The organism is Streptomyces sp. NPDC004327 (assembly GCF_042873935.1).
Lineage (GTDB): Bacteria > Actinomycetota > Actinomycetes > Streptomycetales > Streptomycetaceae > Streptomyces.
The window spans coordinates 348,402-360,553 of record NZ_JBIAME010000001.1 but is presented as its reverse complement, the minus strand read 5'-3'; the positions used below and the strand labels follow the sequence as shown (position 1 = coordinate 360,553).

Annotated in this window: 13 protein-coding genes; 6 read left to right on the top strand and 7 right to left on the bottom strand. The window is 72.8% G+C overall.

Annotation, left to right across the window (positions count from 1 at the left end; all coding sequences use genetic code 11):
• Position 1: 1 nt before the first annotated feature.
• Positions 2-715 carry a succinate dehydrogenase gene (locus ACFYU9_RS01495; RefSeq protein WP_389341299.1) on the bottom strand — a complete coding sequence of 238 codons (714 nt, stop codon included), beginning with the start codon at positions 713-715 and terminating at the stop codon, positions 2-4.
• A 95-nt stretch (positions 716-810) separates the two neighbouring features.
• Here ACFYU9_RS01495 and ACFYU9_RS01490 point away from each other — a divergent pair, with 95 nt between their 5' ends.
• Positions 811-1,707 (top strand): LysR family transcriptional regulator, encoded by an 897-nt coding sequence (locus ACFYU9_RS01490; protein WP_389209781.1) that lies wholly within the window; start codon positions 811-813, stop codon positions 1,705-1,707.
• 85 nt (positions 1,708-1,792) lie between these two features.
• Here ACFYU9_RS01490 and ACFYU9_RS01485 read toward each other — a convergent pair whose 3' ends face one another.
• The 3 genes from ACFYU9_RS01485 to ACFYU9_RS01475 form a co-directional block, all read right to left on the bottom strand.
• A complete protein-coding gene (locus ACFYU9_RS01485) occupies positions 1,793-4,030 on the bottom strand; it encodes a putative bifunctional diguanylate cyclase/phosphodiesterase (protein ID WP_389209779.1) in 2,238 nt (745 codons plus the stop codon).
• A complete protein-coding gene (locus ACFYU9_RS01480; protein WP_389209777.1) occupies positions 4,030-4,842 on the bottom strand; it encodes an SAM-dependent methyltransferase in 813 nt (270 codons plus the stop codon). Before ACFYU9_RS01480 ends, ACFYU9_RS01485 begins: the two co-directional genes overlap by 1 nt.
• A 529-nt stretch (positions 4,843-5,371) precedes the next feature.
• Positions 5,372-5,500 (bottom strand): hypothetical protein, encoded by a 129-nt coding sequence (locus ACFYU9_RS01475; RefSeq protein WP_389209776.1) that lies wholly within the window; start codon positions 5,498-5,500, stop codon positions 5,372-5,374.
• 292 nt (positions 5,501-5,792) lie between these two features.
• Here ACFYU9_RS01475 and ACFYU9_RS01470 point away from each other — a divergent pair, with 292 nt between their 5' ends.
• From ACFYU9_RS01470 to ACFYU9_RS01460, 3 genes are all read left to right on the top strand, one after another.
• On the top strand, positions 5,793-5,957 hold the full coding sequence (locus ACFYU9_RS01470) for a hypothetical protein (RefSeq protein ID WP_389209774.1): 165 nt from the start codon (positions 5,793-5,795) through the stop codon (positions 5,955-5,957).
• 48 nt (positions 5,958-6,005) lie between these two features.
• Positions 6,006-6,770: a hypothetical protein gene (locus ACFYU9_RS01465; protein ID WP_389209772.1), complete on the top strand. Its 765-nt coding sequence runs from the start codon at positions 6,006-6,008 to the stop codon at positions 6,768-6,770.
• A gap of 178 nt (positions 6,771-6,948) precedes the next feature.
• Positions 6,949-7,512 (top strand): hypothetical protein, encoded by a 564-nt coding sequence (locus ACFYU9_RS01460; protein WP_389341296.1) that lies wholly within the window; start codon positions 6,949-6,951, stop codon positions 7,510-7,512.
• A gap of 89 nt (positions 7,513-7,601) precedes the next feature.
• On the opposite strand, the gene ACFYU9_RS01455 is transcribed toward ACFYU9_RS01460, so the two are convergent.
• Complete coding sequence (locus ACFYU9_RS01455) at positions 7,602-8,132, bottom strand: hypothetical protein (RefSeq protein ID WP_389209768.1); 531 nt, start codon at positions 8,130-8,132, stop codon at positions 7,602-7,604.
• Between the two features lie 386 nt (positions 8,133-8,518).
• Between ACFYU9_RS01455 and ACFYU9_RS01450 the strand changes: the two genes are divergently transcribed.
• Positions 8,519-9,181 carry a class F sortase gene (locus ACFYU9_RS01450; RefSeq protein ID WP_389341293.1) on the top strand — a complete coding sequence of 221 codons (663 nt, stop codon included), beginning with the start codon at positions 8,519-8,521 and terminating at the stop codon, positions 9,179-9,181.
• Between the two features lie 74 nt (positions 9,182-9,255).
• Here the strand turns inward: ACFYU9_RS01450 and ACFYU9_RS01445 are convergent, their stop codons facing one another.
• Positions 9,256-10,143: a polysaccharide deacetylase family protein gene (locus ACFYU9_RS01445; protein WP_389341290.1), complete on the bottom strand. Its 888-nt coding sequence runs from the start codon at positions 10,141-10,143 to the stop codon at positions 9,256-9,258.
• 91 nt (positions 10,144-10,234) lie between these two features.
• On the opposite strand from ACFYU9_RS01445, the gene ACFYU9_RS01440 reads away from it, so the two are divergent.
• A complete protein-coding gene (locus ACFYU9_RS01440) occupies positions 10,235-10,681 on the top strand; it encodes a universal stress protein (protein WP_389341288.1) in 447 nt (148 codons plus the stop codon).
• Between the two features lie 15 nt (positions 10,682-10,696).
• Here the strand turns inward: ACFYU9_RS01440 and ACFYU9_RS01435 are convergent, their stop codons facing one another.
• Positions 10,697-11,914, bottom strand: coding sequence for a CapA family protein (locus ACFYU9_RS01435; RefSeq protein ID WP_389341285.1), 1,218 nt, complete (start codon positions 11,912-11,914; stop codon positions 10,697-10,699).
• Positions 11,915-12,152: the final 238 nt, after the last annotated feature.

The window sequence follows — 12,152 nt, the reverse complement described above, 5'->3', positions numbered from 1 at the left end:
GTCAGCTCACCACTCCGGTCATGACGGCGACGGGTACGGAGACGAAGCCCGCGGTCAGGACGAGCGCGAGGGCGTTGGCCAGGAACTTCAGGACGCGTTCGCGGCGGGCGTTGCCGACGCCGAGGGTCTGGGCGGCGCTCCAGAAGCCGTGCCGGACGTGGAGTCCCAGGGCGAGCATGGCGACGATGTAGATGACGTCGCCGTACCAGGTGGAGAAGGTGTCCACGACGTTCTGGTAGGGCTTGCCCTCCTCGAAACCGCCCGGGTGCACGGTGCCGGTGGTCAGGTCGAGGATGTGCCAGACGACGAAGAGGCCGACGATCACCCCGCCCCAGCGCATGGTGCGGGTGGCGTAGGAGGAGCCCCTGCGGCGGTGTACGTAGCGGGTGGGCCGGGCCTTGATGTCGCGCCGGCTGAGCTGGTACGCGGAGACGGCGTGCGCCACGACGGCGGCGAGCAGCACGACGCGGGCGATCCACAGGCCCCAGTGGTGGTGCAGGACGGGGGCGCCCATGACGCGCAGCCAGTGGCCGTAGGCGTTGAACTCCTCCGGGCCGAAGAAGACCTTGAGGTTGCCCGCGACATGGGCGACGAGGTAGGCGAGCATGATCAGGCCGCTCACGGCCATCACGGTCTTCTTGCCGAGGGTCGACGCCCAGAAGCCGCGCGCGGGCGGGGCTGTGGGGGGTCGGCCGGTCTTGGTTGCCAGAGCCATGCCAGCGACGGTAGGGGCGAAGGACCCGAGAGGTCCAAGACATGGTTCGGCTGATCTCAATAGGTGCAGGCTATGCATGCGGGTAGGCTGGGGGCATGCAGTTCCAGCAGCTCCTGTACTTCGTCGCCGTGGCCGAGACCCGGCACTTCACCCAGGCCGCCGAGCGCGTCCATGTCTCGCAGCCCTCGCTCTCGCAGCAGATCAAGGCCCTGGAGCAGGAGCTGGGCGCGGAGCTGTTCAGCCGGGCCCGGGGCAACATCACGCTGACCGACGCGGGCGAGGCGCTGCTGCCACTGGCCCGCCGGATCCTCGCAGACACCGACACCGCGCGGCACGAGGTGCAGGAGCTGGTGCAGCTCAAGCGCGGCCGGGTGCGGCTCGGCGCGACGCCCAGTCTGTGCACCGGCCTGCTGCCGGACGTGCTGCGCACCTTCCACGACCTGCACCCGGGGATCTCGCTGCTCATCGAGGAGGGCGGCTCGCACGATCTCGTACGGCACCTGGCGCGCGGCGCGCTCGACCTGGCGCTCGTGGTGCTGCCGCTGCCGACGGCGTCACCCGCGCTGACCACGGTGGAGCTGCTCACCGAGGACCTGGTGGTGGTCTCCGCGGCCTCGGCGCCGGCGCCGCGCCGGCCGGTCAGGATCGCGGATCTGCGCGACCAGCCGCTGGTGATGTTCCGGCACGGCTACGACCTGCGGGAGCTGACCGTGGCGGCCTGCCGGGCGGAGGGCTTCGAGCCGTCGTTCACCGTGGAGGGCGGCGAGATGGACGCGGTGCTCGGTTTCGTCCGGGCCGGGCTCGGCCTCGCGGTCGTCCCGTCGATGGTCGCCGCCCGCACCGGCCGCGACCTGCGGGTCACGGCCCTGGCCCGGCCCGGGCTGCGCCGGACCATCGCGCTGGCCCACCGCAGCGACGTGGCGCCCCCGCGGGCGGCGCGCGAGCTGCAGAAGCTGCTCATGGCCTCCCGCAGGGGGACCGCGAAGCCGTGACCCCTCCCGGGCCTCCCGGGCCTCCCGGGCCTCCCGGGCCTGCCGGACCTGCCGGATCTTCCCGACCTGCCCGATCCTCCGGGCCCTAGACCGCGTCCGCCAGGACCAGCGAGCGGATCCGGTCCGGGGCGCCCGGGCGGGCGTAGTACCAGCCCTGGGCCGTGTCGCAGCCGAGGGCGCGGAGCTGCTGGGCCTGGGCGCCGGTCTCGACGCCCTCGACGGTGACGGCCAGCTCCAGGCTGTGGGCGAGCTGCACGATGCCCTCGACGATCTTGAGGTCGACCGGGTCCGCCGGGTGCTGCTGCATGCCCTGGGTGAAGGAACGGTCCAGCTTGAGGACGCTCACCGGGAGCCGGCGCAGGTTCGCCAGGTTGGAGTAGCCGGTGCCGAAGTCGTCGAGCGCGATGTCCACGCCCATCTCGGCGAGCTGCCGCAGCGGCTTGAGCAGGTCCTCGTCGGCGCCGATCAGCGCCGACTCGGTGACCTCCAGGCACAGCGCGCCCGGTTCGAGCCCGGCGCGCTCCAGGACGTCGACCGTCTCGGCGACCAGGCCCGGGTGGTGCAGCTGGGTCGGCGAGAGGTTGACGTTGATGCGCAGCGGGCCGGTGGCGGGCTGGCCGCCGGGGCCCTCGTCCTGCCAGAAGCGGGCCTGGCGCACGGCCTCCTGGAGCACCCAGCGGCCCAGCGGCACGATCAGGCCGGTGTTCTCGGCGAGCGGGATGAAGCGGTCGGGCCCGAGCACCCCGTGCTGCGGGTGGCACCATCGCACGAGCGCCTCGGCGCCGTGCACGCTGCCGTCGCCGAGATGGACCAGCGGCTGGTACTCGATGAAGAACTCGCCGCGCTCCAGGGCGGCGGGAAGCGCGGTGGTCAGTCCGTGCCGGGTGATGGCGCGCGCGTCGGCCTCGGCGTCGGCGTACTCGAAGCGGTTGCCGCCCGCGGACTTGGCCCGGTACATGGTGATGTCGGCGCTGCGCAGCACCTCGGCCGCGGTCCGCTCGCCCGCCGGGCCCTCGACGATGCCGACGCTGCCGCGCACGGTGAGGTCGCGGCCGTCGATGCCGATGGGCGAGGCGAGCGCGGCGAGCATCCGGTCGGCGAGCTCGGCGACCTGGCGCTCGGTGCCCGGTCCGGTGGTCAGGGCGACGAACTCGTCGCCGCCGAGCCGGGCGACCATCTCGCCGGGCGCGTTGACGCAGCTCTGCAGCCGGTCGGCGACCTCGACGAGCAGCCGGTCGCCGGTGGAGTGGCCGAGGCTGTCGTTGATGACCTTGAAGCCGTCGAGGTCGAGGTAGCAGAGCCCGAAGCGGCTGTCGGCGCCCGGCCCGAGGGCCTTCTCCAGCCGTTCGAAGAACAGCGTGCGGTTGGGCAGTCCGGTCAGCGCGTCGTGCGTCGCCTCGTAGCGCAGCCGCAGGTTGAGCAGCCGCCGCTCGGTGGTGTCCTCCATGAGCGCGAGCTGGTAGCGGGGCACACCGCCCGCGTCGCGCAGCAGCGAGACGGTGAGGTTGGTCCACAGGGCGGTGCCGTCCGTGCGGTAGAACGGCTTCTCCACGCGGTAGTTCTCGCGCTCGCCGCGCACGAGCTCGTCATAGAGCCGCCACACGTGCGGACCGTCCTCGGGGTGCGCCCACTCGACGATGTTGCGGCTCAGAACGGTCTGCTCCAGGCCGCCGAACATCCGGGTGAGGGTCTCGTTGACCTCCAGGACGTTGCCGTCGAGGTCGGCGATGCCGATGCCGATCGCCGCGCCCTCGAAGACCGCGCGGAAGCGGCTCTCCGTGGCGTGCAGGGCGATCTCGGCGGCGCTGCGGGCGGAGAGCGCCGAGTGGGCGATCGACTCCTGCTCGGCGAGGGTCCGTTCGCGCAGGGCCTGGGCGAAGCCGGCGGCCATGGCGTGCTGGAGCCGCGAGCAGCGGGCGCGCAGCTCCTCGGCGTCGAGCGGGGTCTCCGGGGCGGCGCCGGCCAGGGCGGCGGCCGCCCGGTCCGTACCCTCGGGGCCGCCCGCGGAGCCCTCCGCGCAGTAGAGCACCAGATACGCGTCGACCACGCCGAGGCTGCGGGCGAGCGCGTCCGGGTCGGTGCAGTGGGCGGCCACCAGGGCCTGGCCGACGCGGTGCGCGGGAGCGGTGTCGAAGGGCCGGGCGTGCAGGGCGGCGCACAGCTCCCGGGCCGGCGGCAGCAGGTGCCGCTCGAACTCCTGGCGGGTCATCGAGGTGGCGGTGACCGGGAACACGGCGCGGCTCCAGATCGTCACGAACCGCCTGAGTCTGTCCTCGGGTCCGTCGGCGTCGGCGACGGAGCCGGAGGTCGTGGACGGGACCATCACGCCTTGCGCCCCACCCCTGCGTAGCCGGAGAAGGCGTACGGATCCTCCTCCTCGTCCGGGCTGTCCGGCCGCCACAGCGGCATCGGGACGAGTCCGGGCTCGGCGAGCTCGGTGCCGTCGAAGAAGCGGGCGATCTCTTCCGGGGAGCGCATCACCAGCGGGTTGCGGATGTCGCGGTACACGTCGACGACGCCGCCGGCCCGCTCCTGCGGGACCGGGATGCCCTCGAAGGAGGCGTGCGTGACGACGAGGAGGCTGCCGGGCGCGAGCGCGTCGAGGAGTTCGGCGACGGCCGCGGCGGGCTCGTCGGCGTCCTCCATGAAGTGCAGCACGGCGACGAGCAGCAGGGCCACCGGCCGGTCCAGGTCGAGGAGTTCGCCGACCTCGGGGCTGTGCAGGATCTCGCGCGGCTTGCGCAGGTCCGCGGCGGCCACGGCCGAGCGGTCGTCGCCTTCGAGCACGGCCCGGCTGTGGGCGACGGCGACCGGGTCGTGGTCGACGTAGACGACGCGCGCCTCGTCGCTGGCGGCCTGGGCGACCTCGTGGACGTTGCCGAAGGTCGGTATGCCGGAGCCGATGTCCAGGAACTGGGTGACGCCGCCCGCGACGGCGTGGCGTACGGCGCGGCGCATGAAGGCACGGTTCGCCTGCATGATCTTGGGCAGCCCCGGCAGGAACTCCATGGCCTTCCGGGCCGCTTCCCGGTCCACTTCGAAATTGTGCGAGCCGCCCAGATAGAAGTCGTACATACGGGACACGCTCGGCACCGAAATATCGATGCCCGGCGGAGCCCAGGCGGGACGCTCCATCAAAGTCTCCAACAAGTCGCCATGGGGGATGCGGCCAGGTGTGCGCGGCCGACGTTCGAGCTGAGGCTACTGATCGCCCGCCGAGAGAGCGAGCAGAAACGGAAATTCGCGATCCGTTCTTGGTCACACGCCATTGGCACGTGCACGCGGTAAGGAAGAGTTCACGCCTTCAGGTCGTGCAAATTCACGTGCATATGGTCGCGCCGAGGGCCGAACCCGGCTTCCTCCGCAGCCCGGAGGGCATGTTCACGGCCGGGCCGGACCAACGAACGTCGACATTCGGCCAGTTCCGGGCCCGCGCGCGTCCCGGCCACTCCGAGCGTCCTTCAATACTGCCGAACAACCCGCAACGGCAAGGGTGTTGGCGGCGTTGATCACGCGTGAGACGACAGAACACGGCAAGACGTCAAACCCGCACACCGCGAGATCCGCTCCATCCGGGGAATCCTGGGCCGTTCCTGCCCGCCGGGCGGACACCTGTGATCAAGCTGCTCGGCGTGTCTCTCTTGTCTCAGAACGGGTTGTCCCGCTACGGGCCGCTCCTGACCCGGCCGCTCGCGGCCGGCGCGCTGGTGTGGCTGCTCGCCACACCCGTGCCCGCGGGCGCCGACGCGTGCGCGTACGCCTCCACCGGGCCCGACGGGTCGAGCGTCGCCATCGTGTCCGCGGGGCCGGGGCCCTGCCGCCCGCACCCGTCGCATCCTCCGCACCCGAGCCATCCCCCGCACCCGTCGCACCCTCCGCACCCCACGCATCCGCCGCACCCCTCCAAGCCGCCGGAGCCCGAGCCGGAGCCCACGCCGAAGCCGACGCCACCGCCGTCGCCGAAGCCGCCTCGGCCCGCTCCCCCGCCGAAGCCGGTCCCGCCGCGACCCGCGCCGCCGCGGCCGGCCCCGACCACACCGGAGGCGGAGCCGCCACCGCCGACGCCACCGGCGCCTTCGCCGACCGTGCGACCGCGCCCGCCGGCCCCGGGGCCGGTCGCACTGCCGCACTACAAGCGCGCGGCCCGGGTCAAGCCCAAGAGCTCCCCGAACGTGCTCACCACGACCCTGCTCGTCACCGCTCCCGCGGTGCTCGCGACGGCGATCCTGCGCCCCCGCTCGTCCCGCTGACCGGGCCGGACCGCCGATCGCCCCCTGACTTACGATCCTGGAGAAAACGTGTCCGAATGGCTTGTTCTCACCCTTGCGATGGCCGCGGCGTGCGCCGTCGTACTCGCCATCGTCGTCATCAACCACCGCCGGATCCCCGAGGACGACGATCCCAGCGAGACCCCTGACGTCATCGAGTACATGACGATGATGATCGGCGTGGTGTACGCGATCGTCCTCGGCCTCGCCATCGCCGGCGTCTGGGAGGCCCGCAGCGCCGCCCAGGAGACCGTGCGGCAGGAGGCGCAGGCGCTGCACGAGATCTCCGAGCGGGTCGAGGTCTACCCGCTGCCGGTGCGGGAGCGGATCCGGGCCGACATCGACGCGTACGCGAAGTACGTCGTCGACGACGAGTTCCCGTACATGGCCGATCACGGCGAGCTCAGCGACAAGGGGACCGAGCTCCTGGAGAAGGTCCGCCGCGGGGTGACGGACTACCAGCCCGCCAACGACTTCGAGGGCCAGGCGTACCAGCCGCTCGTCGACCAGGTGGCCGTCGTCGACGACGCGCGCGGCGCGCGCGGGCAGAACGCGGGCGAGACGATGCCGGGCGTGGTCTGGTTCGGTCTCATCATCGGCGCCCTGGTGACGGTGGGCCTGATCTTCACGCTCCAGATCCGGCGCACCGGACGCGAATTGCTGCTCGCCGGCCTGTTCAGCGCGCTCATCGCCTTCCTGCTGTTCCTGATCTGGGACTTCGACGCGCCGTTCGGCCGGGGCATCGCGGCCACCGCCGGTCCGTTCACCGATCTGTTCCCGCAGATCTCGGGCTGACCCGGAACCGTCCCGGGCGGCCCGCGGATGGGCCGGGCGGGGGACCTCGGTGCCCCATTCGCACGCCTGGGATCGCGGCTGTGATAAGGGGCTCCTAGCGTTTCGGGCATCGAGGTGCATCCCCCGCCTTGTGGAAACCCCTTCCGCGGCTGCTCCTCGGGGACCCGGAGGTCTGACCATGCGCGCGATACGTGCCGCTTCCACCACGCTGTTGGGGGCGGCCGCCCTCGCCCTGGCCGCCCCCGCCGCCGTCTCCGTCGCCGCCGACGGCGTCCCCGCGCCGAAGGCCGGCGGACGGCCCGCGAAGGCCTCCAGCGCCTTCCTCATCTCCCCCGCGGTCGTCGCGCCGGGCGGCCGGATCACGCTCAGCGCGCCCGGCTGCGCCAGTACGGCCACGGCCTCGTCCGGCATCTTCGACACGGTCACCATCGCGCCGGGCTCCTCGGCCACCGCCACGGTGGACCTGGACGCCAAGCGCGGCGCCGTCTACACGGTCTCGTTCAACTGCACCGGAGGCGTCCAGGGCTCCGTGGACCTGACCATCACCGGCGGCGCTACCGCGACGGCCACGGCCCTGTCGACCGTGCTCGTCCCGCCGCGCGGAGTGCAGGGCGGTCTGGGCGGCTCGACGAGCTCGGCCGACGCCTGGACGATGGCCGGCGGCGGGGCCATGGTGCTCGTCGCCGTGGGCGGCGTGGCCTATGTGATCCGCCGCAAGGCGGCCGCCGGCCGGCGCCACTGACCCTCACCGCGACAACGCCCGTCGCCCCCGAGTCCTGGCCGGGACTCGGGGGCGACGGGCGTTGCGGGCCGACCGGGAGGTTCGGCCGGTCAGACCCCCGCGCCGGTCATACGGCGCCGGCGGGCGACGAACACACCGCCGCCCAGCGCGGCGGCGGCGACGAGCGAGCCGCCGACGGCCATCTCCGTGGAGGTCGGCGCGAGCGAGCCGCCGAGGCCGCCCGCCGCGCCCTGGCCGGCGAGAACGCGGAACTGCGCGGTGAACGTCCGGCCGTTGGTGCACGAGGCGGTCGCCGTGTACTGGCCGGGCGTGGCGTTGTTGAAGATGCGGACCGTGGCACCCGAGAAGCCTGTGTTGAACGGCGAGAGGGTGGTGGTCGTGAACGCGGGGGACGACACCGTGCCCCCGGCGCAGTCCCTCGTGGTGATCGTCAGCAGCCCGCCCTGGTGTACCTGGAAGGGGGAGACGTCGATGCCGTGGTTGTTGTCACCGCCCTTGGGGGCCTGGAAGGAGCCGACGGTCACGCTGCTGGGCCCGTTGGTGGCGGTGGCGAGGGGGGCCGCGAGCCCGAGCGCCGCGAACGCGGTCGCGGTCACCGCCAGAGTGCGTGCAGCACGCATGGTTGAACCTCCACTGGAAGGCGCCCCAAAGCGGTGCTCCGGGAGATTCGACGAGTACGCCTTCCATGACGAACCATCACAAACGGTAAGAAGGCGCGCATGTCGGCACTGGGCCACCCCGGTGAGCCCGGGCAGCGGCCGAATGGGGGGCGAATCCGACGGATGCGCAGGTCACACGAGGCCGACGCGATGATCTGACGATTACTCGGATGGATCATCAGCCCGTCACCCGCACGGACAGCGGCCCGTGCCGCCGCCGCACCGCGCCGGGCGGCCTCATCCGGGGTCCTCGGGGGCCCCGCCACCCGTTCGCACGCGCTCGGATCGCGGGCCGCCGCACGCGCCCTTACCGTTCCCGTGACGCCGTCGAGGGAGACCAGAGAACCATGAGTCCCAAGGACTTCAGCCTCTTCGAAGCCGCCAGGAGACGTCAGCCCTGGGGCGCCCTGGCTCTCGTCATGCTGTCCGGCGTGGCGATAATGCGCAACGGGGCCGGCTTCGAGTCCGGCCCGCCCCAGCCCACCGCCGCCGCGCGCCCGGTCACCCGGCCGGCCGGCCCCGCGCCCACCACCGCCGACGGCCTCGGTGCGCTGCCGTTCGCCCCCGCCTCGCGGATCAGGATCCCGGCCATCCAGGTGGCGGCGCCCATCACCGACGTGGGCCTGGACGAGAACGGCTGGATCGCCGCCCCGCCGCCCTCGGACGCCAACCTGGCGGGCTGGTACCAGAACGGCATCGCGCCGGGCCAGCGCGGCACCTCGGTCATCGTCGGCCATGTCGACAACATGGCCGGGCCCGCCGTCTTCTACGGCCTCGGCTCCCTGCAGAAGGGCCAGCACATCGAGGTCGAGCGCTACGACGGGCGGATCGCCGTCTTCGAGATCTACGGGGTCGAGGTGTACGCCAAGAACGACTTCCCCGGCGTCCAGGTCTACGCCGACACCGGCTCGCCCGAGCTGCGCGTGATCACCTGCGGCGGCGGCTACACCCGGGCACACGGCTACGACGGCAACGTCGTCGTCTACGCCCGGCTGGTCGGCTCGCGGTAGCGACGCGCGAGGCGGGCACGCGGAGGGCCCCGGCACCGAGACGGGTGCCGGGGCCCTCGTGCGCTCCGTACCGCTCAGCGGTGCGGGACGGTCATCCGGTAGCCCTGGTCGAGGAGTTCGGGCAGATAGCGCTTGAGCGCGGCGACGCTGTGCGAGCGGTTGCCGCCGGCGTCGTGGTTGAGGACGACGACGCCCGGAGCGGCGCCTTCCAGGACCCGGCTGACGATGCTGCTGGTGGGCGGCTCGGTCCAGTCGAGGGTGTCGACGGTCCAGGCGAGCGGTTCCATGCCGAGCTCGGCGCCGATCTCGAACGACAGCTTGTTCCACGCCCCGTACGGCGCCCGGTACCACAGCGGCGGGGCACCGAGGGCCTTCTCGATGACGTCGCTCGTGGAGCCCAGCTCCTGGCGGATCCGGGAGGGCCGCAGCTTGGGCACCAGGGGGTGGGTCCAGGTGTGGTTGCCGACGATGTGGCCGTCGTCGGCCATCTCCTTGAGCAGGTCCTGGTTGTCGACGGCCATCTCGCCGCAGACGAAGAACATGGCGCGGCAGCCGTAGCGGCGCAGGGTGGCGAGGATCTCCGGGGTGTAGCGCGGGTCGGGCCCGTCGTCGAAGGTGAGCACCATCGACCGCCCGACGCCGGTGAGCTGGAGGAAGGGCCGGGTCCGCACGGGCGGGAGCGCCCGCCGGAAGGCGGGCGGCGCCTCGCCGGTCATCGGCTGGAGGCGGTACGCGGCGGGCTTCAGCCGGGCGGCCTGCGCGCGCGCCTTCGCCTGGGCTCGTGCCTGCGCCCCGGCCTGTGGCCCGGCCGCGCCGGGCGTGGCCCGCGCGGACGGCGGGGCGGCGGGGTCGTCGCCGGTCAGGCGGTCCGTGGCGAAGACTCCGACGGCGGTGGTGGCGCCCAGGGCGGCGGCGAGACGGAGCAGCGACCGGCGCCCAAGGGTCGTATCGTCCTTTTTCATGACCAATAGTGCGAACGGTGGACGGCGCGGGCCGCGCAGCGACACCCGACCCCGCGTCCGAAAACACCTGATGAGCCGATAACCTCGGAGGGTGAGTGGTTTCGAACGGGGCACGGACGGCCCGAAGGTGATCGTCGCCGGGCTCGACGGGTCCGCCTCCTCGATGCGCGCCGCGTCCTACGCGGCCGGGCTGGCCCGGCGGCAGCACGCGCTGCTCGCGCTGGTCTACGTCCAGCCCGTGCTCGCGGCGGGCGCGGCGCTCGGGGCGCCGGTCTCCGACACCACGGAGGAGATCGCCGAGGGCCTGGTGGCCGACATCCGGAAGGCGGTCGACCACGTCAAGGACACCTGGCAGGTGCGCTGGGAGTTCCACACCTTCCGCGGCGACGCGTACGCGGGCCTGGTGGCGGCCGCCGACGAGCTGAAGGCGGACGCGGTGGTCGTGGGAGCCTCGGAGTCGGCCGGCCACCGCATCATCGGTTCGGTCGCGGTGCGCCTGGTCAAGGCGGGCCGCTGGCCGGTCACCGTCGTGCCGTGACCCGCCCTTCGGGAGCTACTCCCCCATGACCAGGCCGTCCCGTGCCGCCCCCCGGTCGAGGACGACCTCGCGGATGGCGTCACGGGTCTCGGTGTACTGCTCCTCGCCCTCCTTGACGGCGGCACCCAGGTTGACCACCCGGCCGCGGGTGGTGTCGAAGAACTGCGGCACGAACTCGGCCCTGGTCACCTCCCAGCGCCGGCCGGGCGCGGTCGGCGGGGCGAAGGTGAAGCGGGCCAGGGTCCCCATGTTGCCGCGGCGGTCGTTGACCCCCTCGTAGTTGATCATGTCGCCGGCGATCTGGTCGCCCATGCCGTAGACGATCCAGGTGCCGTTGACCTTCTCGTAGGGCTGCGGCACATGGGCGTGGGTGCCGATGATCAGGTCGATGTCGGGCCGCTCCCCGGTGCGCGAGGCGGTCAGCGAGCGGCCGAGGGTGAGCTGGCGCTCGTCGGGGGCGGTCTCCCATTCGGTGCCCCAGTGGATGGAGACGACCACCACGTCGGCGCCGGCCTTGCGGGCGGCCCGGGCGTCCTGGACGATCCTGTCCTCGTCGATCAGGTTGACCGCCCAGGGCTGCCCCTCGGGCAGCGGATAGCCGTTGGTGTCGTAGGTGTAGGCGAGCTGGGCCACGGTCGCCCGGCCGGCCTTGAGCAGCGTGGGCCGGGCCGCCTCGGCGGCGGTACGGGCGGAGCCGGCGTGCCGCACGCCCGCCTTGTCGAGCGCGTCGAGGGTGCGGCGCAGGCCGTCGGCGCCGTCGTCCAGGGAGTGGTTGGAGGCGGTGGAGCAGGAGTCGTAGCCGGTCGCCTTCAGGGCGGCGGCGATCTCGGGCGGCGACTTGAAGGCGGGGTATCCGGTGTAGGGGCCGCCCTCCTCGCCGTACACGGTCTCCATGTGGCAGATCGCCAGATCGGCGCGCGAGACGACGGGCTTGACGCCGGAGAGCATCGGGCGGAAGTCGTAGCCGGTGCCGCCGGCGTCGGCGGCGGCCTGGCGGATGATCGAGTCGTGCGGCAGCACGTCACCGGAGGCGACCAGGGTGAAGGGGGCCGGCGCGGACGCTCCCCCGGGTGCGGCGGACCGGTGCGGGGCCCGGCTCTGTCCCGCGGTGCCCGCGGCGCCCGGAGTGCCCGGCGTGCGGTCGGGGGTGCGGGCGGTGACGGCGCAGCCGGTGGCCGCGGTGAGCAGGACGACGGCGAGGGCCGCCGCGGCGGGACGGGTGCGTGAGGTCATCTGCCGGGCTCCGCGGGTTCGTAGGATGAACATCTGTTCAGCCGAATTGACCGTGCGGAAAAGCCTCAGTCAAGAGTCAATGCCGCAGTTCCTTGCAAACCCCGCTGAATCGGACGCAAGGCTTCCGTCCGGCCGTTCAGCGGACCGCTCGTCGCGCCATTCACCGCTCATCGCGACCGTTCGTCGCAGACCCCTGTCCGATCCCTGTCCGTCGCCGCCCGGATGCGTTGCGATACCG

Excerpts from the sequence above, each read along its gene's own strand:
- ACFYU9_RS01495 (WP_389341299.1), bottom strand. The coding sequence starts at position 715 with ATGGCTCTGGCAACCAAGACCGGCCGACCCCCCACAGCCCCGCCCGCG.
- ACFYU9_RS01490 (WP_389209781.1), top strand. The coding sequence starts at position 811 with ATGCAGTTCCAGCAGCTCCTGTACTTCGTCGCCGTGGCCGAGACCCGG.
- ACFYU9_RS01485 (WP_389209779.1), bottom strand. The coding sequence starts at position 4,030 with ATGGTCCCGTCCACGACCTCCGGCTCCGTCGCCGACGCCGACGGACCC.
- ACFYU9_RS01480 (WP_389209777.1), bottom strand. The coding sequence starts at position 4,842 with ATGGAGCGTCCCGCCTGGGCTCCGCCGGGCATCGATATTTCGGTGCCG.
- ACFYU9_RS01475 (WP_389209776.1), bottom strand. The coding sequence starts at position 5,500 with ATGGCGACGCTCGACCCGTCGGGCCCGGTGGAGGCGTACGCGCACGCG.
- ACFYU9_RS01460 (WP_389341296.1), top strand. The coding sequence starts at position 6,949 with ATGCGCGCGATACGTGCCGCTTCCACCACGCTGTTGGGGGCGGCCGCC.
- ACFYU9_RS01455 (WP_389209768.1), bottom strand. The coding sequence starts at position 8,132 with ATGCGTGCTGCACGCACTCTGGCGGTGACCGCGACCGCGTTCGCGGCG.
- ACFYU9_RS01450 (WP_389341293.1), top strand. The coding sequence starts at position 8,519 with ATGAGTCCCAAGGACTTCAGCCTCTTCGAAGCCGCCAGGAGACGTCAG.
- ACFYU9_RS01445 (WP_389341290.1), bottom strand. The coding sequence starts at position 10,143 with ATGAAAAAGGACGATACGACCCTTGGGCGCCGGTCGCTGCTCCGTCTC.
- ACFYU9_RS01435 (WP_389341285.1), bottom strand. The coding sequence starts at position 11,914 with ATGACCTCACGCACCCGTCCCGCCGCGGCGGCCCTCGCCGTCGTCCTG.